22 protein-coding genes are annotated in these 23,457 nt (G+C 66.5%); 11 read left to right on the top strand and 11 right to left on the bottom strand.

All coding sequences use genetic code 11. From position 1 onward, the window contains the following. Nucleotides 1–243: 243 nt before the first annotated feature. From QT382_RS20670 to QT382_RS20660, 3 genes are all read left to right on the top strand, one after another. On the top strand, nt 244–1,350 hold the full coding sequence (locus QT382_RS20670) for a 6-carboxytetrahydropterin synthase (protein ID WP_289256013.1): 1,107 nt from the start codon (nt 244–246) through the stop codon (nt 1,348–1,350). A gap of 10 nt (nt 1,351–1,360) precedes the next feature. After that, a complete protein-coding gene (gene queE / locus QT382_RS20665) occupies nt 1,361–1,996 on the top strand; it encodes a 7-carboxy-7-deazaguanine synthase (protein ID WP_289256012.1) in 636 nt (211 codons plus the stop codon). 146 nt (nt 1,997–2,142) lie between these two features. After that, nucleotides 2,143–2,451 (top strand): nucleotide pyrophosphohydrolase, encoded by a 309-nt coding sequence (locus tag QT382_RS20660; protein WP_289256088.1) that lies wholly within the window; start codon nt 2,143–2,145, stop codon nt 2,449–2,451. A gap of 114 nt (nt 2,452–2,565) precedes the next feature. Here QT382_RS20660 and QT382_RS20655 read toward each other — a convergent pair whose 3' ends face one another. Continuing rightward, complete coding sequence (locus QT382_RS20655) at nt 2,566–5,658, bottom strand: TonB-dependent receptor (protein ID WP_289256011.1); 3,093 nt, start codon at nt 5,656–5,658, stop codon at nt 2,566–2,568. A gap of 441 nt (nt 5,659–6,099) precedes the next feature. Here QT382_RS20655 and QT382_RS20650 point away from each other — a divergent pair, with 441 nt between their 5' ends. After that, complete coding sequence (locus tag QT382_RS20650; RefSeq protein WP_289256010.1) at nt 6,100–6,618, top strand: GNAT family N-acetyltransferase; 519 nt, start codon at nt 6,100–6,102, stop codon at nt 6,616–6,618. Nucleotides 6,619–6,640: 22 nt separating this feature from the next. Next, nucleotides 6,641–6,859, top strand: coding sequence for a hypothetical protein (locus QT382_RS20645; protein ID WP_289256009.1), 219 nt, complete (start codon nt 6,641–6,643; stop codon nt 6,857–6,859). Nucleotides 6,860–6,881: 22 nt separating this feature from the next. Here QT382_RS20645 and QT382_RS20640 read toward each other — a convergent pair whose 3' ends face one another. Continuing rightward, nucleotides 6,882–7,958 carry a hypothetical protein gene (locus tag QT382_RS20640; protein WP_289256008.1) on the bottom strand — a complete coding sequence of 359 codons (1,077 nt, stop codon included), beginning with the start codon at nt 7,956–7,958 and terminating at the stop codon, nt 6,882–6,884. Between the two features lie 94 nt (nt 7,959–8,052). Between QT382_RS20640 and QT382_RS20635 the strand changes: the two genes are divergently transcribed. Continuing rightward, a complete protein-coding gene (locus QT382_RS20635) occupies nt 8,053–9,030 on the top strand; it encodes a helix-turn-helix transcriptional regulator (protein ID WP_289256007.1) in 978 nt (325 codons plus the stop codon). A 3-nt stretch (nt 9,031–9,033) separates the two neighbouring features. Here the strand turns inward: QT382_RS20635 and QT382_RS20630 are convergent, their stop codons facing one another. The 3 genes from QT382_RS20630 to QT382_RS20620 form a co-directional block, all read right to left on the bottom strand. Continuing rightward, nucleotides 9,034–9,603, bottom strand: a complete 570-nt coding sequence (locus QT382_RS20630; RefSeq protein WP_289256006.1) for a cob(I)yrinic acid a,c-diamide adenosyltransferase — start codon at nt 9,601–9,603, stop codon at nt 9,034–9,036. 54 nt (nt 9,604–9,657) lie between these two features. Further along, the gene (locus QT382_RS20625) at nt 9,658–11,583 is read right to left on the bottom strand and encodes a methyl-accepting chemotaxis protein (RefSeq protein WP_289256005.1); all 1,926 of its coding nucleotides are present in this window, start codon (nt 11,581–11,583) and stop codon (nt 9,658–9,660) included. Between the two features lie 154 nt (nt 11,584–11,737). Beyond that, nucleotides 11,738–12,025 carry a hypothetical protein gene (locus QT382_RS20620; protein ID WP_289256004.1) on the bottom strand — a complete coding sequence of 96 codons (288 nt, stop codon included), beginning with the start codon at nt 12,023–12,025 and terminating at the stop codon, nt 11,738–11,740. 70 nt (nt 12,026–12,095) lie between these two features. Here QT382_RS20620 and QT382_RS20615 point away from each other — a divergent pair, with 70 nt between their 5' ends. Then, complete coding sequence (locus QT382_RS20615) at nt 12,096–13,493, top strand: FAD-binding oxidoreductase (protein WP_289256003.1); 1,398 nt, start codon at nt 12,096–12,098, stop codon at nt 13,491–13,493. Between the two features lie 12 nt (nt 13,494–13,505). Here QT382_RS20615 and QT382_RS20610 read toward each other — a convergent pair whose 3' ends face one another. From QT382_RS20610 to QT382_RS20590, 5 genes are all read right to left on the bottom strand, one after another. Further along, the gene (locus QT382_RS20610; protein ID WP_289256002.1) at nt 13,506–14,261 is read right to left on the bottom strand and encodes a substrate-binding periplasmic protein; all 756 of its coding nucleotides are present in this window, start codon (nt 14,259–14,261) and stop codon (nt 13,506–13,508) included. 14 nt (nt 14,262–14,275) lie between these two features. Next, on the bottom strand, nt 14,276–15,874 hold the full coding sequence (locus QT382_RS20605; protein WP_502929932.1) for a SpoVR family protein: 1,599 nt from the start codon (nt 15,872–15,874) through the stop codon (nt 14,276–14,278). After that, nucleotides 15,871–17,154: a YeaH/YhbH family protein gene (locus QT382_RS20600; protein WP_289256001.1), complete on the bottom strand. Its 1,284-nt coding sequence runs from the start codon at nt 17,152–17,154 to the stop codon at nt 15,871–15,873. Before QT382_RS20600 ends, QT382_RS20605 begins: the two co-directional genes overlap by 4 nt. Nucleotides 17,155–17,174: 20 nt before the next feature. Next, nucleotides 17,175–19,097 carry a PrkA family serine protein kinase gene (locus tag QT382_RS20595; protein ID WP_289256000.1) on the bottom strand — a complete coding sequence of 641 codons (1,923 nt, stop codon included), beginning with the start codon at nt 19,095–19,097 and terminating at the stop codon, nt 17,175–17,177. A 391-nt stretch (nt 19,098–19,488) separates the two neighbouring features. Further along, complete coding sequence (locus QT382_RS20590; RefSeq protein WP_289255999.1) at nt 19,489–20,457, bottom strand: ParB/RepB/Spo0J family partition protein; 969 nt, start codon at nt 20,455–20,457, stop codon at nt 19,489–19,491. A 127-nt stretch (nt 20,458–20,584) separates the two neighbouring features. On the opposite strand from QT382_RS20590, the gene QT382_RS20585 reads away from it, so the two are divergent. Genes QT382_RS20585 through QT382_RS20570 form a run of 4 tightly spaced genes read left to right on the top strand, consistent with a single transcriptional unit; the run spans nt 20,585 to nt 22,912 of the window. After that, nucleotides 20,585–21,628 (top strand): S41 family peptidase, encoded by a 1,044-nt coding sequence (locus QT382_RS20585; RefSeq protein WP_289255998.1) that lies wholly within the window; start codon nt 20,585–20,587, stop codon nt 21,626–21,628. A 51-nt stretch (nt 21,629–21,679) separates the two neighbouring features. Continuing rightward, a complete protein-coding gene (locus QT382_RS20580) occupies nt 21,680–22,072 on the top strand; it encodes a DUF6249 domain-containing protein (RefSeq protein WP_289255997.1) in 393 nt (130 codons plus the stop codon). Beyond that, a complete protein-coding gene (locus QT382_RS20575) occupies nt 22,065–22,625 on the top strand; it encodes an RNA polymerase sigma factor (protein ID WP_289255996.1) in 561 nt (186 codons plus the stop codon). Before QT382_RS20580 ends, QT382_RS20575 begins: the two co-directional genes overlap by 8 nt. Next, nucleotides 22,622–22,912: a hypothetical protein gene (locus tag QT382_RS20570; RefSeq protein WP_289255995.1), complete on the top strand. Its 291-nt coding sequence runs from the start codon at nt 22,622–22,624 to the stop codon at nt 22,910–22,912. The genes QT382_RS20575 and QT382_RS20570 overlap by 4 nt, the downstream gene beginning before the upstream one ends. Here QT382_RS20570 and QT382_RS20565 read toward each other — a convergent pair. Further along, on the bottom strand, nt 22,891–23,436 hold the full coding sequence (locus QT382_RS20565; RefSeq protein WP_289255994.1) for an RBBP9/YdeN family alpha/beta hydrolase: 546 nt from the start codon (nt 23,434–23,436) through the stop codon (nt 22,891–22,893). The two genes, QT382_RS20570 and QT382_RS20565, sit on opposite strands and share 22 nt — an antisense overlap. Nucleotides 23,437–23,457: the final 21 nt, after the last annotated feature.

Genomic DNA, 23,457 nt, shown 5'->3' with positions numbered 1-23,457 from the left:
GCACAGGGTTTTGTATGGGCCAAGTGCTTGTCGGACAAGGCCAAAGCGCGCTTGTCCACAGGACTAGCGGCCCTCTACTACGACCACCAGTCTGAAAGACAATATCGTTCTTGAATAACAAGCCGACCCTGCCGTGTGCACAAACCACAGCGCCTTTGCCAGGCCTGGGCCCGGTCTCCAGGGCATGTCACACTGCCGCTCCGCTGAGGCTACGCAGCCGCGATCCCAGCCCGCAGTTCCCCAATGAATACCGCCACGCTCCACTCGGCTTCGGCCGGCTTTGAATCCGCCTGCAAGATCCCGGCGCTGCCCGCCGGGCATCGCAGCCAGGGTCTGCATGGCCACAGCTACTTCGCCACGGTCCGGGCTCAATTGCCGGCCGGCTGGGCTCCGTTCCCAGGGGGAGAGGTGGAGGAGCTGCGCCGACGCCTGGAAGCCTGCATTGCGCCGCTGGATCACGGCCTGCTGAACGACACCATCGAGCAGCCCACCGACGAGAACATCGCCCGCTGGATACGAAATCGTCTCCAGAAGGAATTCGGCGTTCCCGACATCCAGCAGGTCGGCGTGCAAAGCACCCAGCATTCAGGCGTGGACCTGGATGCGGCCGGCCAGGCTCATGTCTGGCGCCGCTACCGCTTCCAGGCCGCCCACCAGCTGCCCAACGTGCCGGCCGGCCACAAATGCGGCCGCATGCATGGCCATGGCTTCGAGGTCATTCTCCATGCCAACCAGGACCTGGGCGAGCGCGACCTGAGCATCGACTACGACCACCTGGACGAGATCTGGGCGCCCTTGCACATCGAGCTCAACTACCAGTGCCTGAATGGCATTGAAGGCCTGTCCAATCCCACCAGCGAGGTGATCTCGGCCTGGCTGTGGCAGCGGCTCAAGCCGCAGCTGCCCGAGCTGTCCTGGGTGACGGTCTACGAGACCGGCAGCTGCGGCGCCAATTTCGATGGCCGGCATTACCGGATCTGGAAGGAACTGACGCTGGACAGTGCCATCCAGCTCAAGCGCGCGCCCGAGGGCCATGTCTTGCGCGGCATCCATGGTCATACCTACACCTTGCGCCTGCACCTGGCGGCCGAGCTGGACCAGCTGATGGGCTGGACCGTGGACTTCGGCGACGTGAAGACCCAGTTCGATCCGATCTTCAAGGCCATAGACCACCGGCCGCTGTACGAGATTGCCGACCTGCCCGATGGCGACACGGCCAGCCTGTCGGCCTGGGTGCTGGCCAAGGGCCGCGCCGCGCTGCCGCAGCTGGACCGGGTGGACATGTATGAGACCCGCGGTTCCGGGTCCATCGTCAGTGCCGTCGGTATCGATGAACTGATTCCGGTCTGAGGCGACGGTCATGGCTTACGCAGTCAAGGAAATGTTCTACACGCTGCAGGGCGAGGGTGCCCAGGCCGGCCGTGCCTCGGTGTTCTGCCGCTTTGCCGGCTGCAATCTGTGGAGCGGCCGGGAGCAGGACCGGGCGAGCGCGGTCTGCAATTTCTGCGATACCGATTTCGTGGGCACGGACGGCCAGGGAGGCGGCAAGTTCGCCACGGCCGAGATGCTGGCCGATGCCGTTGCGGCCCTTTGGCCGGTGGGCAAGAACGGCAAGCCCTATGTGGTGTGTACCGGCGGTGAGCCGCTGCTGCAGCTGGATGAGCCGCTGATCGAGGCCCTGCATGCCCGCGGCTTCGAGGTGGCGGTGGAGACCAATGGCACGCAGCCGGCGCCCAAGGGGCTGGACTGGATCTGCGTCAGCCCCAAGGCCGATGCAGAGATCGTGCTGACCCGGGGCAACGAGCTCAAGCTGGTCTATCCGCAGCCGCTGGCAAGGCCCGAGCGCTTTGCCGGTCTGGCTTTTGAACACTTCTTCCTGCAGCCGCTGGATTCGGTGCTGCAGCGCCAGCACACGCGCGAGGCCATCGAGTACTGCATGGCCCATCCGCAATGGCGGCTGTCGGTGCAGATGCACAAGGTCGTCGGCATAGATTAGGACCACCCTGTACCGGCTTCGCCGGCCCCTCAAGGGGCACACCCGTAGGCCCGGCAAAGCCGGATCCTCGGGTGCTGCTTGGGTCGAGCGGGTGTTTGCAACGGACTCGACGCTTGTCCGTAGAAGGAGCAGATGTGACGACTTTGCTGGACATTGCGGGCCTTCAGAGCCGCCTGCGCGAGTTTGCCGCGGCCCGCAGCTGGCAGCCCTACCAGACGCCCAAGAACCTGGCCATGGCCATGGTGGTGGAAGCCGCCGAACTGGTCGAGATCTTCCAGTGGCTGACGCCGGAGCAGAGCCAGTCGCTCGCTGAGGAGCAGCGCCAGCACCTGGGCGAGGAGATCGCCGACGTGCTGCTCTATCTGCTGCAGATCGCCGACCACAGCGGCGTGGACATGGCCGCTGCCGTCGAGGCCAAGCTGGCCAAGAACGCGCTCAAGTACCCCGCGCCCTGACAAGCAGGCTGGCCGCTGGCCGGCAGCCACCAAGAAAAAAGGCCCTGAGCGCGAGCCCAGGGCCTTTGTCTTGGGCCGGTGCCCCGGAGGACACCGGCATCAAGTTCCAAGTGATCAGAACTTGTAGTCGTACGAAGCGGTGAACTTGACCGACTTCGGAGCCGAGTAGGACTGGACCGAACCGTAGGTGTTACGGATGTTGGTCGAGCCGCCAGCGGCGTTGTAGCGCTCTTCGATGGTCTCGATCGTCTGGTTGTTGAAGACGTTGAAGATGTCGACCTTGAAGGCGAAGCCCTTCAGCACTTCAGGCTTGTAGACGAAGTTCAGGTCCAGGCGGGTATCCCAGGGCAGCTTGCCGAAGGTACCGCGCGGAGCCGGAACGCCCTTGCAGAAGAAGTAAGCCGAACCGTAACCCGAGTAGTTGGTCACGTTGGGGTACTTGACCGGATCGGCAGGTGCGTTGCCGATACAGTTCTTCGGACGACCCGAAGCCAGCAGGGTGTTCACGCCGATGCCGAACTCCGACGTCATTTGATACAGACCGAAGGCCTTGATCGAATGCGTGCGGTGGTTGGGCAGCAGACCATCCGAGTTTACCGAGAAGTCGGGGAAGTCGTAGACCTGCGTGGTCGCGACGTCGGCCTGGCCGATGTCAGACAGCAGCTGGCCTTCGGTGTTGCCCTTGTTCTTCGACCAGGTGTAGTTCACCTTGGCCCAGAACTTGCCGTCGAACGGGTATTCGGCGGTCAGGTCCAGGGCGGTGTAGGTGCGCTTGACCTTGGGGAAGCCCAGGTCGGCAGCCGACAGGTCCACCTTGGTCAGCGTGCCGTTGTCGGCGAAGTCCACCATGAAGCTGTTCGCACGGCCCGGGTTGAACAGCGCGCAGTTGAAGCCCCAGTGCGAGGCGTCAACCTTGTTCTTGGCAGCCCATGCCAGGAACGGACGGTCGTCGCAGAAGTCGTCGATCGCCGTCTTCAGGGCACGGTAGGTGAACTTGGCGCCCAGGGTCAGGCTCTTGCTGACGTTCTTGTCGAAGCCGAACAGGATTTCGTCCTGGTAGTTGCCCTTCATGTCCTGGGCAGCGACCGTGCGCGGATCCTTGGCCTGGCCGAACTCGTTGTTGTTCGAGAAGGTCGGGCTGATCGCGGTCAGGCCGGTCGGAGCGCCGGTGGTCTGGTCAACGCCGGTGTAGGCGTAGTTGCGGGTGGTGAACAGCGAGGAGCCGGCACCGCGCACAGCCACGTTGGTCGGCAGCGGCACGTGGTAGCGACCACCGTGCGTGTAGACCTTGAACGAGGCGTCGCCGTTGACGTCCCACGAGGCGCCCAGACGCGGAGCGATCTGGGTAGCGAGCTTGATGTAGCTCTTGTTGTCGCCGTTGCGGTTGTCGAAGGCTTCGTTACGCAGGCCCAGTTCCAGCAGCACGTTCTTGGTGATCTGCCACTTGTCCTCGATGTAGGCAGCGGACTGGATCACGGTCGGGGTCGACGTGGTGGCCACGAAGACCTGGCTGGCGTAGTAGCCCTGGGCGGCCAGAGCATTGCCGGCCACGGTGTTCAGGGCCACGCTGTAGCGGTCCACCGGCACGGTCGGGTCGGTCTTGCTGTAGGTCCAGGTCGAGCCGCCGGCGCGCGACGAACCGGCCACCGAGTTGATCTTGTTGTAGTCGATACCGGCACGCAGCGTGTGCTGCGAGTTGGCACGCCACTCGAAGTCAAGACGGGCACCCTTGTTCTCGTCCTTGGCGCCCGGCACCAGCAGGTTGCCGGTCGTCGTTTGAATGACGGGGTAGTTCAGGCCGGGAGCCGTCGTGGTCAACACCACCTGGGGGATGTTGGGGTTGTAGTTCAGCGGCGACAGCTTGTGCGGCGACGAGGTCTTGCCGATCAGGGCCGTGACGGTCAGGTCGTCGGTGAGGTAGCCGGTGTACTTCAGGATGTCGACGCTCGAGCCTTGCTCGGCAGCCACCGGGGTCGGGCCCCAGTTGACGTAGTCGGCACCGCCGGTGACGGCGCTGCCGCGCTGCAGCGTGTTGTAGTCGAAGCTGTAGTAGCGACGGCTGTCTTCGATGCGGTCGAAGATCTTGGTGTACTCGAGGTGGTGCTCGTCGGTGATGTTCCAGTCGAGCTTCAGCAGGGCGCGACGCTTGTTGACGTCGGCTTCCTGCCAGCCGCCGGCCAGCACGGCGTTGGCCGTGCCGGTGCCGCCGGTGTTGGCCTGGCGGATCAGGCTGCGGGTGGCGGTCTGGTCTTCACCAGCGGCGAAGAAGAACAGCTTGTCCTTGATGATGGGACCACCGGCGTAGACCGACACCGTGCGGGTGTCGTTCATGTTGCCGGCGTTGTACACCTGCATCTTGCCGTCGGTGTTCGGGTTGTTGCCCGTCATGCCGTAGTAGGTGTTCTTGGCCTTGGCGCGGAACGAGCTGGGTTCCAGCTGGATGGCGCCGCCGGCCACGAAGTCGTTACCGCCGCTCTTGGTCACGATGTTGACCACGCCGCCGGTCGAACGGCCGAATTCCGAACCGTAGCCGCCGGTCAGCAGCTGGGCCTGGGCGATGGAGTTGAAGGGCAGCTGCGAGAAGCCGACCTGGGTCAGGATGGTGGTGACCGGGAAGCCGTTGATGTAGTAGGCGTTCTCGGAAGCACCGGCGCCGCCGAAGGACGGGGCCGCGGCACCGCCGTAGCGCGAGTCGCCGCGCACGGTCTGCGGAGCCAGCTGGATCACGGCGCCGACGTTGTTGGCGACCGGCAGCTTTTCCAGCTCGCGGGCGCTGAAGGTCGTGGTCGAACCGGCGCTGGACACGTCGATGACCTGCTTGCGGCCGGTCACCTGGACGGTTTCCAGGGCGGCGGCGGTGAACGAAACCTCGGTACCGGTACCGATGGAGACGTCAACGTCGTTGCGGGTGCTCAGCACGGCGGCGCCGCGCATCAGGACAACCTTGTAGCGACCCACCGGCATCGACGTGGCGGTGAACTTGCCGTCCGTGCCCGGCGTCAGGGTCCGCTTGGCACCGGTGTCGACGTTCTCGATGACCACCGTGGTGCCGGCTTCCTTGACCGAGCCCAGGATCGTGCCGGTCGCGCTGGTTTGCGCGTGCACGACGCTGCCCGAAGCCAGGGCCAGGCCGACGGCCACTGCCACGGCCGAACGGCGCAGCAAGGCGGTCGCGTTGAGGGGGGTCGCCCCAGGGTTGCGATTCATAAACTCTCCGATTCGTGAATGAATAGTCGATGGGCGTTATGCGCCCACTTGCCAGGAATTGCGGCCATGGCATACCGACGACCGACGAGTGTCCGTGTCCAGGCTTTCCTTTGTCACCCCGACAAACCCATCAATTCGGCGTGAAAGCAACGTTGCAGCCCAGCAAAAAGAGCTGATTTGTCGCCACTCAAATTGGCTGGCGACAATTTTTCAGGGCTTGAACCGCTCGGCAAGCGCCCGCCACAAAGCTTTACAACCGGCAAGTGCGAGAGGCTTGTCGGGTCCGGATCGGCAGGGTGCCGCGCGTCATGGCCGGGCGGGGTCCGGGCGATTGGCAGGCCGCTGAAAAATTTCCTGCTGTCAAGCCGCGCGAAACGCCGGGTCTGCAAGGACAATGCGCCCCTTTCGCGTTCGCAGACAGATCCCGTTTTCTTCGTCCCTATGTCGAGTATCCAGGTCCGACCCGCCACCTTGCGGGATGCCAAAGCCATCGCCGAAATCCACGTTGCTGCCTGGCAGGACGCCTACAAGGACCTGCTTCCCGCCTCGGCGCTGGACGGCATGTCGGTGCAGAAGCGTCAGGCCTTCTGGCGCGAAGCCATCGACTATGCGGAACCGCAGGTGCTGGTGGCGCATCTGGACAACCAGATCATGGGATTCGCCGGTTTCGACCGCTCGCGCGACAAGGGCTCGCCGGCCACCACCGGCGAGATCTGGGCTCTGTACGCCGCACCCCAGCACTGGGACAAGGGCGTGGGCCTGGCCCTGTGGGATGCCGCCCGCGACGGGCTGCAGGAAGAAGGCTGCACCAAGGTCACGCTGTGGACCTATCTGCGCAACGAGCGGGCCCTGCGCTTCTTCGAGCTGGCCGGCTTCAAGCGCGAGCAGGGCAGCATCAAGACCACCGAGGTCGGCGGCGTGCGCCTTGAGGAGTTGCGCTTGCAGCGCAGCCTGGTCTGAACCCCAACCCGGTTCAGTCATCGTGACCAAGTTCGACACCGCCATGGGCGGGGGCATGTGGCGCGTGGTGTTCTTCGAACGCCGCGGCAGCCATGTGCACATGGACAAGACCGGGCCCTGGCTCCCCGGCAAGGCCAAGGCCAAGGCCTGGGCCGACTGGTTTGCCGACCAGGGCTATCACGTGGCCCTGCAGGACCAGGGCGGCGGCCTGGAAAAGCTCAGCCAGGGCCTGCCCGGCTGATCGGATCGGCCCCATCACCCACTCAGGACGCGGCGCGGTAGCCGCGACGCGACAGCGCCCAGCCCTCCGTGGCGGCCTGCTCGCCATGGGTCTGCACATGGACCGGCGCCAGCTTTTTTGCCGCGGCGCGCTGCACCAGGGCCTCCGCCTGCTCGGCCGTCAGCGCCAGCGCAAAGCGTGTCCAGCGCTTCATCACCAGGGCATCGGCCCAGGCATCTTCCAAAGCCCAGCGGATCTCGTGCGGCTGCAGCAGCGCCTCGACCTTCAGCACCCGCGGCACCAGGGCCAGCACGAAGCGATTGAAGTCCGCCTTCAGCGCCTCGCCGGGCAGCAGGGCCTCCAGGCGTGCCAGGCGCTGGCTCCAGCCCGGCGTGGCCAGCTGGCGCGTCACCAGGGCCTGCAGCGCCTGGATGGGGTTGAACATCCGCAGCCGGTTCGGCGGCAGCACTTTCAGCGGGATCTGGGCCGCCTGCTCATGCGAGAGCGGGGTGACGAAGCTGCACAGCACGGCGATGCGCTGCCATTGCAGCGGGTCCAGCCCGGCCACCTGCTGGATCGGCCCCAGGGCCAGGCTGCGGGCCATCTCGTCGGCGCTGGCGTGGTCATGGCTGGCCTTGGCGGCATTGGCCGTCGCGCTCATCTGAACCAGGTTGCCGGCGGCGTAGCCGGCGTCGTCACGCACCCGGTCTATCGAGCCCTGTTCCTCCAATGCGCAGCGCAGGATGGGGCAGTGGCTGGCTTCCAGCTGCTGCAGGTAGTTGGGTGTCACCAGCAGGGTCTCGAACTGGCGGCCGCGCGACCAGGCATGGGTGCGCAGCTGCAGCCACTGCTTCACGTGGCGCGAGGCCTTGAGCGTGCGCTGGCCGAAGGTGGCGCGACCCGCCTGCCAGCCGGCCAGCAGCGGTGAGGCCTGGAACAGGTGGTCGATGGGCGGGGTCAGGCCATGGTGGGCGAAATCCCAGCCGAGCTCATAGCCCAGGCGGCTGTGGGCCGGCAGCTCGGCCGGCCGTGCTTCGGAGACGACAGCTTCCAGCCCCAGCTCGATCTGGGCGGTGGCAAGGGCATGGCTGGCGAACGGCGTGGCGGCGATCTGGGTCATGGGGTCTCCTGGTTTCGGCCTGGGATCAGGCATGTGGCACAGTCTGAGCGACCGGTAGCTCATGGCGTGAGCCACCAACGAAACAAGGGTTTGCATGGACCGCACCGAACGCTTCTACAAGATCGAGAAGATGCTGCGCCACGAGGGCTGCGTCAGCTTTGCGAAGCTGATCGAGGCCCTGGAGGTCTCGCCGGCCACGCTCAAGCGCGACCTGCAGTACCTGCGCGAGCGCATGGATGCGCCCATCGAGTACGACGCGGCTTCCAATGGCTACCGCTTCGGCCAGCAATGGCGCGGCCAGGCCCGGCACGAGCTGCCGGGCGTCTGGTTCAGCGAGAAGGAGATGCACGCCATGCTGACCATGCACCAGCTGCTGGCCGGCCTGGACGAAGAAGGCCTGCTGAGCCGCCACCTGCAGCCCATGTTCGACAAGCTGACCGGCATGATGGGCACCGATGCCGACGAGGCGCGTGAGCTGACCCGCCGCATCAAGCTGATCAGCACCGCCCGGCGGCGTGCGCCCTCGGCCTTCTTCGAGACCGTGGGCAGCGCCGTGGTCAAGCGCCAGCGACTGAAGCTGCGCTATCTCAAGCGAGGTCCGGGTGGAGGCAGCGCCAGCGAACGCGAGGTCTCACCGCAGCGCCTGGTGCACTACCGCAATACCTGGTACCTGGATGCCTGGTGCCACCGCAGCGACGGCCTGCGCCGCTTTGCGCTGGATGCGATGGAAGCCGCCGAGCCGCTGGACGAGAAAGCCAAGACCCTGTCGGTCAAGCAGCTTGAGGCCGAACTGGACCGCGGCTACGGCATCTTCGCCGGCGGCCAGGAGCAATGGGCCGAGCTGGTGTTCAGTGCCGAGGCCGCCGCCTGGGTCTCGCACGAGGAATGGCATCCGCAGCAGCGCAGCCAGTGGCTGGATGACGGCCGCTGGCGGCTGGAGCTGCCCTTCGTCGACGCCACCGAGCTGCTGATGGACCTGCTGCGCCACGCCGGCGATGTGGAGGTCCTGGCGCCCGCAGCGCTGCGCGGGGCTTTCGCGAAAAGGCTGCGCGAAGCAGCCGCGCGCTTGTAGGTCTCAGGCCTTGTTGTCGTCGGCTTCGTAGCGCTTGAGCCGCTCGCTGTTCCAGTAGACCTCCTGGCCCAGGTTCAGCACACGGGCCAGCACGAACATCAGGTCGGACAAGCGGTTCAGGTACTGCCGTGGCGGCTCGTGGATGGGCTCGCTGCCGACCAGGGTGATCACGCTGCGTTCGGCCCGCCGGGCCACGGTGCGGCAGACATGGGCGAGGGCGGCGGGCCGGGTGCCGGCCGGCAGGATGAATTCCTTGAGCCGGGGCAGGTCGGCGTTGTAGTGGGCCAGGGCCTCGTCCAGGCGCAGCACGGCCGATTCCTTGAGCAGCTGGCCGCCCGGCCAGGACAGTTCGCCGCCCAGGTTGAACAGCTCATGCTGGATGGTGATCAGCAACTCGCGGATGTCCTCGGGCAGCGGCTCGGCCAGCAGCACGCCGAGGTTGGAATTGAGCTCGTCCACGTCGCCCATGGCCATCACGCGCAGATGGTTCTTGGGCACGCGCGAGCCGTCGCTGAGACCGGTCGTGCCGTTGTCGCCGGTGCGGGTGGCGATCTGTGAAAGTCGGTTGGCCATGGGGTGCAGGGGCAGATGCGAGAAAGACCGCATCTTGCCCCATCCAGCGTGCCGCTAGCTCATGCGGAAGGTGTTGACCAGTTCGGACAGCTGCGCTGCCTGTTGCTGCAGGTTGGCCCCGGCTGCGGCCGTCTCCTCGACCAGGGCGGCATTCTGCTGCGTCAGCTGGTCCATGTGGGCCACGGCCTCGCTGATCTGCTGCAGGCCGCCGCTCTGCTCGCTGGAGGCGCGGCTGATCTGTGCCACCCGTTCGGCCAGGCTGCCTATGGCGGCCACCGTGTCCTGCATGGTCGTGCCGGCTCCCTGGACCAGGCGCGCGCCGTCCTCGACCTGACTGACGCTGGTCGAGATCAGCTGCTTGATCTGCTTGGCGGCCTCGGCGCTGCGCTGGGCCAGGGCCCGGACTTCCGAGGCCACGACGGCGAAGCCGCGCCCCTGCTCGCCGGCCCTGGCGGCCTCGACGGCGGCGTTGAGCGCCAGGATGTTGGTCTGGAAGGCGATGCCGTCGATCACCGCGATGATTTCCTCGATGCGCCGGCTGCTGCTCTCTATGCCCTGCATGGTCCGGACGATCTGCTGCACCGCCTGGCCCCCGGCCGTGGCGACCTCGCAGGCGCGCTGGGCCAGGCTGCTGGCATCGCCGGCCTGATCGGCATTGCTGCGCACCGTGCTCGAGAGCTCCTCCATCGAGCTGGCCGTCTGTTCCAGCGCCGAGGCCTGTTGCTCGGTGCGCTGCGACAGGTCCAGGTTGCCCATGGCCAGCTCCTGCGAGGCCTGGGCCAGCTGGCCGGCATTGCCGCGCACCTCGCCGATGACACCGCGCAGGCTGTCGCGCATGGTCTGCAGGGCCTGATTCAGCTGGCCGATCTCGTCGCTGCTGAAGCGCGTCGACTCGCCGCTGAGATCACGCCCGGCGATCTGGCGGGCCAGCGAGGCCGCCTTCTCCAGCGGCATGGTGATGCTGCGGGCAATGCCGCGGGTGGTGAGCAGCATGATCACCAGCAGGCCCAGCAGCAGGCCGAAGACCAGCCAGCTGCCGCGCTGCAGATCGGCGACTCGGGCGGACAGCAGCTCGCCAAGCGCGTCCATCGCGGCCTCGGCCACGACGAAGGTGGCGTCGATGGTGCGCGTGTAGCTGCCGATGTACTCCGGCGCCGGATAGTCGACTTCTTCCTTGAGTATCAGTTCCTGCCGGGTCAGTTTCAGCGAGCCCTCGATCTGCGAGCCCAGGGCGCTGACCTTGTCGGCCAGCCGGCGCTTCAGCTCGGCATTGACGTTGAAGGACTTGTCGAAGGCCGCGACCATGCTGACATGCTGGTCCGAGGCCTGCTGTGCCAGGCCGGCCAGCGTGGCGCGGCCATCAGCACCGATCTTGCGCTCGGCCAGGAAGCCGGCGCCACGGGCGCGAGTCTGGCCCAGGGCCTCGGTGGCCAGCGGCAGCTTGACCAGGGTGGCGGTGATCAGGAAATAGGTGTCGGCCTCCGGATCGAGAATCAGCCCCGAGCTGTCGACCAGCTGGTCCAGCAGCTTGAAGTAGACGGCGATCAGGCGGGCGTGGCGGGTGCTGCTCTCGCCGGCCTTGAGCGAGCGGCTGCCGACTTCGCTGGACAGGCTGGTCCATTGGCCGATCGCTTCCTGCCAGGTCTTGCGCATGGCCTCGGTCAGCACCGAGTGGCTCAGCAGCGCGTCCACCGACTTGAACTGTTGGGCCACTTCGGCATTCTTGGCCTCGCGGTTGGCCGTCACCTGGGCATTGCCGCCCAGGAAGGCGGCCGACAGGCCTCGATGCTGCTGGGTCAGCTGGGTCAGCTTTACGAGCTGGCGGGCCGGTGCAAGGCCGTCCAGCTCGCCTTGCGCGGCCTGTGCCAGTTCGCGCGACTGGCGCACCTGGAAGGCGGCCGGGATGCTGATGGCCACGAGCACCAGCAGGGTCAGCAAGAGGAGCTTGCGACGGATGGACAGTCGACTCAGCATGCTCATGGAGTCCTCCTTTGAGCAATAGGCTTGATGACGACAGGCCGATCGGCGGCTTTCCTTCCTGGCCGCGTCTGGCGCGCGGTCCGGGCCGGGGTTCAGCTTGTTTGGAAAGTCTAGGTTTCAGCGGCGGGGCCAGCCAGCCCCCGATTTGCGGCAGTCAATGGCGCCGGCCGCTGCGGTGGAAGGCCGGCTTGTGCGCGGGGGCGTCGTGCATGCCATGGGTGCGGCCGTGCCTGCCATGCTCCGGTGGCGGCGTCGCCTCGCTGACGCGCGGCCGGCCCAGCTTGCTCATCAGTTCGCGGCTCAGCAGCCTGGGCAACTCTTTGCTGAACGCGCCCAGCAGGGCGACGACCAGCATCAGGCCCACGGCCAGCCAGACCAGGTTCTGCTCTATCCATTGCTGCATGGCGACCACCCTCGGGCGAATGATTGAGCTGACGAGCATGCTGGCACCGGCCGGGCCGGCTGGCAAGGGGTGGCGTTATCCTTGAATCGCTTCTTTCCTGAGCCGCGACATGAACACGTCCTTTGAAACCCGCCCGGTGCCGCCGCCGATGCTGGCCGCGCTGGCCGAGCGCTTCGGCGACCGTTGCTCAACGGCGCTGGCGCTGCGCGAGCAGCATGGCCGTGACGAGTCGCCGTTCGACGTGCCGCCGCCCGACTGCGTGGTATTCGCCGAGAGCGCCGACGAGGTCGCCTTGGTGGTCGGACTGGCGAACGAGCATGGCGTACCGGTCATCCCCTACGGCGCCGGCAGTTCGCTGGAGGGTCATCTGCTCGCCGTGCAGGGCGGGCTGAGCCTGGACCTGACGCGGATGAACCGCATCCTGCGTGTCGATGCCGAAGACCTGACCGTGAGCGTGCAGCCCGGCGTCACGCGCAAGCAGCTGAACGAGGAGCTGCGGCACGCCGGCCTGTTCTTTCCCATAGACCCGGGTGCTGATGCCACGCTGGGCGGCATGGCGGCCACGCGGGCCAGCGGCACGAATGCCGTGCGCTACGGCACCATGCGCGAGAACGTGCTGGGCCTGGAGCTGGTGGCCGCGAACGGTGAGCGGGTGCGCACCGGTTCACGCGCCCGCAAGAGCAGCGCCGGCTACGACCTGACGCGGCTGATCGTCGGCAGCGAGGGCACGCTGGGCGTGATCACCGAGCTGAGCCTGCGCATCTTTCCGCTGCCCGAGGCGGTATCGGCCGCGGTTTGCTTCTTCCCCAGCATCGACGCCGCGGTGCAGACCACGATACAGATCATCCAGCTCGGCGTTCCCATCGCCCGCTGCGAGCTGCTGGACGCCAACTCGGTCCGCGCGGTGAATCACCATGACAGGCTGGGCCTGCGCGAGGCGCCCATGCTGCTGATGGAATTCCATGGTTCGGAGAGTGGTGTGGCCGAGCAGGCGCAAACGGTGCAGGAGATCGCCCGCGAGTTCGGCGGCGAGGACTTCGAATGGGCCACCACGCCCGAGGCACGGACCCGGCTCTGGACCGCGCGCCACCATGCCTATCTGTCGGCCCTGCAGATGAAGCCGGGCTGCCGCTGCGTCACCACCGACACCTGCGTGCCGATCTCGCGCCTGGCCGAGAGCATCAACGAGTCGGTGCGCGAGGTGGAAGAGGCCGGCCTGCCCTATTTCATCGTCGGCCATGTGGGCGACGGCAATTTCCACCTGGGCTATCTGACCGACCCGGCGATGCCGGCCGAGCGCGAGCTGGCCGAGGCCCTGAGCGCCCGCATGGTGGCTCGGGCGCTGAAGCTCGAAGGCACCTGTACCGGCGAGCACGGCATAGGCCTGCACAAGCAGGGCTTTCTGGTGGACGAAACCGGCGAAGCGGCGGTGGCGATGATGCGTTCGCTGAAGCGGGCGCTGGACCCGCGCAACATCATGAACCCGGGCAAGATCTTTTCGCTCTGAGCTCGCGTTGCTTCAGCGGAAGCGGCGCAGGATGTCGGCCAGCCGGCCTTCGCTCAGCAGGCTCTGCTGGGCCTCGGCCAGCTCGCGCAGGCTGAGCCGGGATTGCTTGTGCCGCAGGCAGTACAGCGGCGTGCGGGCCACCAGCAGCGGCGAGACCTGCAGGCTGCGCAGCGAGGCGTCGCGAGACTGGGCATAGGCCAGCTGCAGGGGGTTGAGCACGCTGTAGTCGGTGCGGCCCACGCGCTGCATCTGCAGCAGCCGGTCTTCGCTGGGTGCCAGGCTTCGTATCAGCTTGCCGCTGGCGAACAATGGCTCCAGCAGCGGATGCTTGTAGCCGTTGACCACGCCCACGGTGCGGCCCTCCAGCTCGCTGAGCTGGCGCACCAGCGGGGCATCCGGGCCGCCGACCAGGATTTCCTCATAGTCCATCAGCGGCTGGCTCAGCCAGTCGACCTTGGGCATGGAGCTGGCGACAAACCAATCCGGGCTTTCGAAGCACTGCAGGTCGAAGCTGCCCTGCTGGACCTGCGAGGCCACGCGCCGCGGTGGCACCAGCATGAACTGCACGGGCCGGCCCAGCTTCTCGGCCAGGGCCTGGCCCCAGAGCAGCAGGATGCCGCCGCGCAGCTGCGGGCCGGTCGGCGCGTTGGCGATGTCGGCAAAGGGCAGGCTGTAGCTGGTCGAGACCAGCATGCGCAGCGGCGCTGTCGGCTGCGCCATGGCCTGGGCCATCAGCAGCACCAGCAGCAAGGGCAGCAGGCGGCCCATCGGCTGTCGTGCGCTCAGTGGGCCGGGGCCGGCACGCTCCAGCGCTTGGTCGTGTCGCCCTTGTCGTTGACGCTCTCCAGGTGAACCCCGAAGCCCCACAGCCGGGCCACATGCTTGAGCACTTCCTGGCCGCTGTCGTGCAAGGGGCGGTTCAGGTGCTGGGTATGACGCAGCGTCAGCGAGCGGTCGCCGCGCAGGTTGACGTTCCAGACCTGGATGTTGGGCTCGCGCGTGGAGAGGTCGTACTGGCGGGACAGCGCCTCGCGCACATGCTGGTAGCCGGGCTCATCGTGGATGGCCGAGATCTCGTACTCGCTCTCGGCCTCGTCGTCGATGATGGAGAACAGCCGGAACTCGCGCATCAGGCGCGGGCTCAGGTACTGGCCTATGAAGCTCTCGTCCTTGAAGTTGCGCATCGCATGGTTGAGCGTGGGCAGCCAGTCGCTGCCGGCGATGTCGGGGAACCAGCGGCGGTCTTCCTCGGTCGGGTTTTCGCAGATGCGCTTGATGTCGGTGTACATCGCAAAGCCCAGCGCATAGGGGTTGAGGTTGGCCATCGGCGGCTGGGCCACCACATTGGTGTGCGACTTCAGCCATTCGATCATCATGCCGTCGCTCAAGTAGCCGTCGTCGTACATGGTGTTGAGCAAGCGGTGGTGCCAGAACGTGGCCCAGCCCTCGTTCATCACCTGGGTCTGGCGCTGCGGATAGAAGTACTGGGCGATCTTGCGGACTATGCGCACCACCTCGCGCTGCCAGGGCTCCAGCAGCGGCGCGTTCTTTTCGATGAAGTACAGCAGGTTCTCCTGCGGCTCCTCGGGGAAGCGGCGCGCCTCCTTGCCTTCACCGGCCTTGTCCTTGCCGCGGGGCAGGGTGCGCCAGATCTCGTTGACCTGCTGCTGCGCATGCATCTCGCGGTCGTGCAGCCGGGCACGCTCCTGGGCCAGCGACAGCTTGGCCGGCCTGCGGTAGCGGTCCACGCCGTGGTTCATCAGTGCATGGCAGGAATCCAGCAGCTGCTCCACCGCATCCACGCCATGGCGCTCCTCGCATTCGGCGATGAAGTTCTTGGCATAGACCAGGTAGTCGATGATGGACGAGGCATCGGTCCACATGCGGAACAGGTAGTTGCCCTTGAAGAAGCTGTTGTGGCCGTAGCAGGCATGGGCGATCACCAGGGCCTGCATGGCCATGGTGTTTTCTTCCATCAGGTAGGCGATGCAGGGGTCGGAGTTGATGACGATCTCGTAGGCCAGGCCCATCTGGCCGCGCTTGTAGTTGCGCTCGGTGGCGATGAACTCCTTGCCGTAGCTCCAGTGGCGGTAGTTCACCGGCATGCCCACCGAGGCATAGGCGTCCATCATCTGCTCGGCCGTGATGACCTCGAGCTGGTTGGGATAGGTGTCCAGGCCGTAGCGCTCTGCCGTCTGGCGAATCACGTCGTGGTAGTCGTCGATCAGCTCGAAGCTCCAGTCGCTGGGCGAGGGCAGGGGCTGGGACGGTCGCTGCTCCAGCGGCTTCATCTGCTTGAGCGGCGGCGCACCGCGGCGGCCGCCGTATTCGCCGGTGGCATGGGCGATGCCGATGTTGCGGCGGTTTTCCGGACTGCTCATGACTTGGCCCCTTCCTTGCGGAACAGGTCGCGGAAGACCGGGTAGATCTGGGCCACCTCGACCGCCTTGCGCATCGCGAAGTGCGGCACCTCGTCGGCCAGCTTGCAGTATTCCTCCCACAGGTTCTGCTCGGCCTCGGCCACCTGCACATAGGCGAAGTAGCGGCACAGTGGCAAGAGCTGCTGCTGCAGGATGTCTCGGCACTTGCCGCTGTCGTGGTGCCAGTTGTCGCCGTCGCTGGCCTGGGCACCGTAGATGTTCCACTCGCTCGGCGAGTAGCGCTCGCGTATCACCTGCTCCATCAGCACCAGGGCCGAGGAGACCACGGTGCCGCCGGTCTCGGTGGCATGGAAGAAGTTCTGCTCGTCCACTTCCTGCGCCTGTGTGTGGTGGCGGATGAAGACCACGTCGATCTTCTCGTAGTGCCGGGTCAGGAACAGGTAGAGCAGGATGAAGAAGCGCTTGGCCAGGTCCTTGCGGCTCTCGTCCATGGAGCCGGATACGTCCATCAGGCAGAACATCACGGCCCGCGTGGTCGGCACCGGCACCTTGACCCGGTTGCGAAAGCGCAGGTCTATCGGATCCAGGAAGGGGATGTTCTCCAGCCGGCGGCGTAGCTCGGCGATGCGCTGCTCGGTCTCCTTCAGCGCCAGCTGGACCTCGGGCTTGGCCGCGTCCTCGCGCTTGAGCAGGGCCAGGCGTTCCTCCAGCTCGTGCAGCTCGCGGCGCTTGTCCATGCCCAGGGCGATGCGGCGGCCCAGCGCGCCGCGCATGGAGCGGACGATGTGCAGGTTGGTCGGCGTGCCATCGGACACATAGCCGGCGCGATGGGTCTTGTACTCGGGCGTCTCGGCCAGCGTGGTGCGGGCCAGGTTGGGCAGGGCCAGGTCCTCGAAGAAGACCTGCATGAACTCCTCCTTGCTGAGGTGGAAGACGAAGTCGTCCTCGCCCTCGCCGGAGTCGCTGGCCTGGCTGCCGCCACCACCGCCCTGGCCGCCCTTGGGCTTGGCGATGCGGTCGCCCTTCACATGCTCGGAATTGCCCGGCCGCACCACCTCGCGCACGCCGCCGTCGCCATGGCCGAAGACCGGCTCGTTCAGGTCCTTCTTGGGGATGTGTACATCCTCGCCGCGCTCCATGTCGCGGATGCCGCGGCCATCCACCGCGCGCCGCACCGCCTCGCGGATCTGCTCCTTGTGACGGCGCAGGAAGCGCTCGCGGTTGCCTATGGACTTGTTCTTGCCCGACAGGCGGCGGTCGATGATCTGCTGCAACGACATGGAAGCCCTTGTTCAGCGGTTCAGGAACTCTTCCTTACCCTCAAGTACCACTCGCACAACAGCCGCACCTGCTTGGCCGTGTAGCCCTTGTCCACCATGCGCTGGACGAAGTTCTCGTGCTTCTTGGCCTCGTCGGCGCTGGCCTTGGCATTGAAGCTGATCACCGGCAGCAGCTCCTCGGTGTTGGAGAACATCTTCTTCTCTATCACCGTGCGCAGCTTCTCGTAGCTGGTCCAGGTCGGGTTCTTGCCATTGTTGTTGGCACGGGCCCGCAGCACGAAGTTGACGATCTCGTTGCGGAAGTCCTTGGGGTTGCTGATGCCGGCCGGCTTCTCGATCTTCTCCAGCTCGCCGTTCAGGGCCGAGCGGTCGAACACTTCGCCGGTGTCGGTGTCGCGGTACTCCTGGTCCTGGATCCAGTAGTCGGCATAGGTGACGTAGCGGTCGAAGATGTTCTGGCCGTACTCTGAATAACTCTCCAGGTAGGCGGTCTGGATTTCCTTGCCAATGAACTCGGCATAGCGCGGGGCCAGCTGCTCCTTGATGAAGGACACATAGCGATCTTCAGCGTCCTTGGGGAACTGCTCGCGCTCGATCTGCTGTTCCAGCACATACATCAGGTGCACCGGATTGGCCGCCACCTCACTGGAGTCGAAGTTGAAGACCTTGGAGATGATCTTGTAGGCGAAGCGCGTGCTGATGCCGCTCATGCCCTCGTCCACGCCGGCGTAGTCGCGGTACTCCTGGTAGCTCTTGGCGCGCGGGTCGGTGTCCTTGAGGTTCTCGCCGTCGTAGATCTGCATCTTGCTGAACAGCGAGCTGTTCTCCGGCTCCTTGAGCCGGGTCAGGATGGCGAACTGGCTCATCATCTTCAGCGTGCCCGGGGCGCACTTGGCCTGGGCCAGGGACGAGCCGCGTATCAGCTTCTCGTAGATCTTCACCTCCTCGCTGACGCGCAGGCAGTAGGGCACCTTGACGATGTAGATGCGGTCCAGGAAGGCCTCGTTGTTCTTGTTGTTGCGGAAGGTCTTCCATTCGCTCTCGTTGCTGTGGGCCAGCACGATGCCGTCGAAGGGGATGGCGCCAAAGCCTTCCGTGCCCTTGAAGTTGCCTTCCTGCGTGGCGGTCAGCAGCGGATGCAGCACCTTGATCGGCGCCTTGAACATCTCCACGAATTCCAGCAGGCCCTGGTTGGCCAGGCACAGGCCGCCGCTGTAGCTGTAGGCATCGGGGTCGTCCTGGGCATAGGTCTCGAGCTTGCGGATGTCGACCTTGCCGACCAGGGAGCTGATGTCCTGGTTGTTCTCGTCGCCCGGCTCGGTCTTGGCCACGCCCACCTGCTTGAGCACGCTGGGGAAGCGCTTGACCACCTTGAAGCGCCGGATGTCGCCGCCGTATTCCTCGAGCCGCTTCACCGCCCAGGGGCTCATGATGCGGTTCAGGTAGCGGCGCGGGATGCCGAACTCGCGCTCCAGCGCCGGGCCGTCTTCCATCGCATCGAACAGGCCCAGCGGCGACTCGTTCACCGGTGAGCCGGCCAGGGCATAGAAGGGCACCTGTTCCATCAGCTGCTTGAGCCGCTCGGCGATCGAACTCTTGCCGCCCCCCACCGGTCCCAGCAGGTAGAGGATCTGCTTCTTCTCTTCCAGGCCCTGCGCCGCATGGCGGAAGTAGGAGACCACCTGCTCGATCGAGTCTTCCATGCCGAAGAACTCGGCGAAGGCCGGATAGATCTTGATGGTCTTGTTGGCGAACAGGCGCGACAGCCGCGGGTCGTTGCGCGTGTCCACCATCTGCGGCTCGCCTATGGCCTGCAGCATGCGCTCGGGGGCCGTGGCGTAGGCGAGGGGATTGCGCTTGCATTCCGCCAGATAGTCTTCGAGCGAAAGCTCCTCGACCCTTGTGCGTTCGTAGCGGGCGCTGAAGTTCTTGATCACATCCATGCTGACCTCCAGGGGTATCCCGTGAGGCGGCACCGGCCAGGATGGATCCGGCGTCGTCTGGGAAGTTCTGATGGCGTCCTCGACCCGGCGTGCCGGGGGCGTCATCAGAGCTTTCCGGGAGTCAGCAGGCGGCTCTCTTCAAGCTTCGTACAGGGCTTGTCGGGTGATGCGGCGAAAAGCCCAGGCCTGGCCCTTCAACAGCAACGATCCCTCAACCGTTGACACCATGCTACGCCGAACGGAAGCCTGCGGCGATGACAAGACCTGGCACCTGTTCATGGGGCTGGCGACTGTGCAACGATGATGCATGCTGGCCGCTGCTTGCCAGGCGCGCAAAGAAGAAAGCCGTGCATGTTGCACGGCTTTTCTCATGGGACCACAGGCCCTGTGATCACTGCGGACCGCGGAGCTTGTCGAGCAGGCCGTTCAGCTCGTCGAGCGAGCCGAACTGGATCGCCAGCTCGCCCTGCTCGCCGCGCTTGGTACGTTTCTTCACGCGGATCTCGACCTGGGCGGTCAGCAGGTCCGACAGCTCGTCTTCCAGCCGGGTTACATCGCGGCTCTTGGCGTTCTTGACGCGCAGCAAGGGCGTCTGACGTCCGGCACCCTGGCGCTGCACCAGCTTCTCGGCCTCGCGCACGCTGAGCTTCTTGGCCACGATCTCGGTGGCCGTGGTGATCTGGTGGGCACCATCCAGGGGCAGCAGCGCACGGGCGTGGCCCATGTCGATGTCGCCGGCCATCAGCAGGTTCTGCACCGGGTCGGCCAGTTGCAGCAGGCGCAGCAGATTGCTGGCAGCGCTGCGCGAGCGGCCGACAGCCTGGGCCGCCTGCTCATGGGTCAGCTTGAATTCGGTCACCAGGCGCTGCAGGCCCTGGGCTTCTTCCAGCGGGTTCAGGTCCTCGCGCTGGATGTTCTCGATCAGGGCCATGGCGGCCGCGGCTTCGTCCGGCACATGCTTGACCAGCACCGGCACCTCGCGCAGGCCGGCCAGCTTGGCGGCGCGGAAGCGGCGTTCGCCGGCGATGATCTCGTACATCGGCAGGCCGCTACCGTTGGTCGAAGCGGCCGTCGCAGGGGAGGGCCCCTGCGACTCGTTCTTTCCGGCTTGCCGGCCTTGTGCGCCCAGAGGGCGCACAAGGATCGGCTGCATGATGCCCTGGCCCTTGATGCTCTCGGCCAGCTCGTACAGCGAGCCCTCGTCCATGCGGGTGCGCGGCTGGTACTTGCCGGCCTGCATCTGCTCCAGCTTGAGCGTGCTGGGCTCGCCTTCGCGGGCGGCGGCGGGCGTGTCCGAGACTTTGGGGCCGAGCAGGGCCTCCAGGCCCATGCCCAGGCCCTTGGGTTTTTTGGTGACCATGGGGCGGGATTGTCGCCGACAGCCGGAGCGCCCCATTTTTTGCGCCGGCCTGCATCCAAATCGCCGAAACCTGCATCCAAGCAGACAGGACTCCCATGTGGAGGAGGCCGTAGTGAGGAGAAGCAGGATGATTAAGAACAAAGTGAGCCGGGTGGCGACCGCAGCCTTGATGGCAGCAAGTGGCTTGGCTGCGGCCGCCCCTCCGCTGAAGCCGGCCGAGCGCGCCGCCCTGGTCGAGCAGATCGGCCAGCAGCTGGACAAGGAGTTCCACGATCCGGCCCGCGTGCCGGCGGCGCTGAAGGCGCTCAAGCAGGCCACGCTGCCGGCCGAGCCCGAGGCCCTGGCCCAGGCGCTGACCCAGCTGCTGCAACCGGCGTTGCAGGACGCCCATGCCCGCGTGGTCTTCCAGAGCGAACCGCCGCCCGGGGCCCGGGACGAGAAGCCCGACGGCCCGCCACCGTCGCGCGAGGCGCTGTACCGGCACCTGAACTGCGGAGTCGAAAGGGTCGAGCATTACCCCGGCAACATCGGCTATCTGCGCCTGGATGGCATGCCGCCTCCGCGGCTGTGCGCCGCCACCATGGCCGCCGCGCTGCAGGTCGTGGCGGGTGCCGACGCGCTGATCATCGACCTGCGCCGCAACAACGGCGGCAGCCCGGCCATGGTGCAGTGGCTGGCCAGCCATTTCCTGCCGCCCAAGACCGCAATGAGCAGCGTGGTCTCGATCCGCGACAAGGAGACCGAGACCATGACGACCGAGGCCGGCCTGCCCGGCCCGCAACTGACCCAGGTGCCGCTGTACCTGCTGACCAGCCGCCAGACCTTCTCGGCGGCCGAGCATCTGGCCTATGACCTGCAGCAGACCCGTCGTGCGCAGGTGGTCGGCGAGGCCAGCGGCGGCGGTGCCAACCCGGGCGGCTTCGTGCCGGTCCATCCGGGCTTTGCGCTGTGGGTTTCGCGGGCTCGGTCGGTCAGCCCGGTGACCGGTGGCAACTGGGAAGGAACGGGCGTCAAGCCCGACCTGGTTGCCGAGGCGTCGGCGGCGCGGCGACAGGCCTTTGCGCTGGCCCTGAAGGACCTGGAAGCGGCCAAGGCGCCCTCGGTCATGCCGGGCGAGCGAGCCGAGCTGCTCGAGCGGCTGGACCGGGTTGTCGAGCGTCTGGGCCTCTGAACTGGCCTGCTACAAGGCGAAGCCGTTGGATGTGAGGAAGGAGAAAGCATCATGAGAGAACTGTTCGAGGGACTGGGCTTTGTCGCCATGGCCTTGGCGATGGCCGCGGGGCCGGTGATCGTGCTGATCGCGGCCTTGCGCCACCATGCCCGACTGCAGGAGCGGCGCTACGCCTTTCTGCTGGAGCTGGCCGACCGCAACCAGCCGCTGCCGCCGCAAATGCTGACGCAGCGCGCGCCGGCCGAGGCGGACCGGCGCCACGGCTTCGTGCTGCTGTGCGGTGCCATCGGCCTGTGGCTGACTTTGGTGGCCCTGCCGCTGGAGTACACCGAGGGCCATCGCCTGGGCGAGCTCTGGGGCCTGGCCCTGCTGCCGGCCATGATCGGCCTGGGCTATCTGCTGAGCTGGTGGATGGCCAGCCGGGGGCCGCGCCAGCATGGCTGAAGCGCGAGCGGATCAGGAAGATAGGCTCGACGCCCTCCTGGTCCAGCGCGTGCAGCTCAGCGGCGACGCCCGTGCCTTCGAACAGCTGGTGCGGCGCCATCAGGGCCTGGTCCGGGCCCAGCTGAGGCGGCTGGTGCACGGCGATGGGGCCCGGGCAGACGAGCTGGCGCAGGAGGTCTTTCTGCGGCTGTGGCGCAAGCTGGACCAGTTCCGCGGCGAGTCGCGTTTCTCGACCTGGCTGTTCCGCCTGGCCTACTCGGTGTTCCTGGAATCCCATCGCCGTGGCCGTCTTGAGACCGAGGACGACGAGGCGGCGCTAGAGCAACTGGCGGCAGCCGCATCCGCTCCGGGCCTCAAGCTTGACCTGGCACGGGCGCTGGACCGGCTGCCGAGGATGGAGCGCCAGGCCCTGATGCACTGCGCCGAGCTGGGTCTGAGCCACGAGGAAGCGGCCCAGGTGATGGATCTGCCGCTGGGCACGCTGAAGTCCCATGTGCAGCGCGGCAAAGCCAAGCTGCGCGAATGGCTGCAAGCCTGGAAGGAGGTTGCATGAGCAACAAGGACGAACGAGAACTGGAAGCCTGGCTGGCCCAGGGCCGACTGGACCCGGTGCCCGACGAGGGCTTCACGGCTTCGGTGATGCAGCGCCTGACCAGGCAGCAGCGGCGCTGGAGTTGGGCCCGGCGCGGGCCGGTGATAGGCGCAGCCATGGGCACCGGCCTGCTGGCTTTGCAGCTGAGCGTGACCGGCCTGCCGACCCAGCCGGCGCTGCTGGCCGCCGCCGTGCTGGGCCTGACCGGCCTGGCCATCCTCTGGGCCTACGTCGAACGCGAGAGCTGATCGAGCAGGGCCCGGCCCTCGGGCCAGTCGCCCAGGCCCGAGGCGGCGTTCAGGTGGCCGCGCGCGCCGGCGATGACCAGGTCCGAGCCCCATTGCTGGGCCAGTTCCGTGCCGCGCTCCAGGCTGCCATAGGGGTCGTCGGTGGCCAGCACCGCGAGGCTGGGAAAGGGCAGGCGGCCACGGCGGACCTGGCGCCAGTTGTGCAGCTGCGGCGGAAAGTCCTCGCGCTCGCAGTCCGGCGGCGCCACCAGCAGCGCGCCTTGGACTCGCCCGGTGTGCTGCGAATGCTCGGCCCAGCCGGCCACCAGATGGCAGCCCAGGCTGTGGGCCACCAGCAGGGCGGGGCGCTCGTCGGCCAGCAGCACCTCCTCCAGCCGGGCCATCCAGTCGCCGCGGCGCGGATGCTGCCAGTCGTCCTGCTCGACCCGCTCGTCGCCGTACAGGGCCTCCCAGCGGCTCTGCCAATGCTCGGGGCCGGAGTTCTGCCAGCCGGGCAGTATCAGCACACGGGGGACGTGGGACATGGTGTTGGCCTTATGCTTCGC

Source organism: Pelomonas sp. SE-A7 (genome assembly GCF_030345705.1).
Classification (GTDB): domain Bacteria; phylum Pseudomonadota; class Gammaproteobacteria; order Burkholderiales; family Burkholderiaceae_C; genus JAUASW01.
Note: the sequence above shows the minus strand (reverse complement) of the source record. Positions and strands in the feature narration are given on the sequence as shown.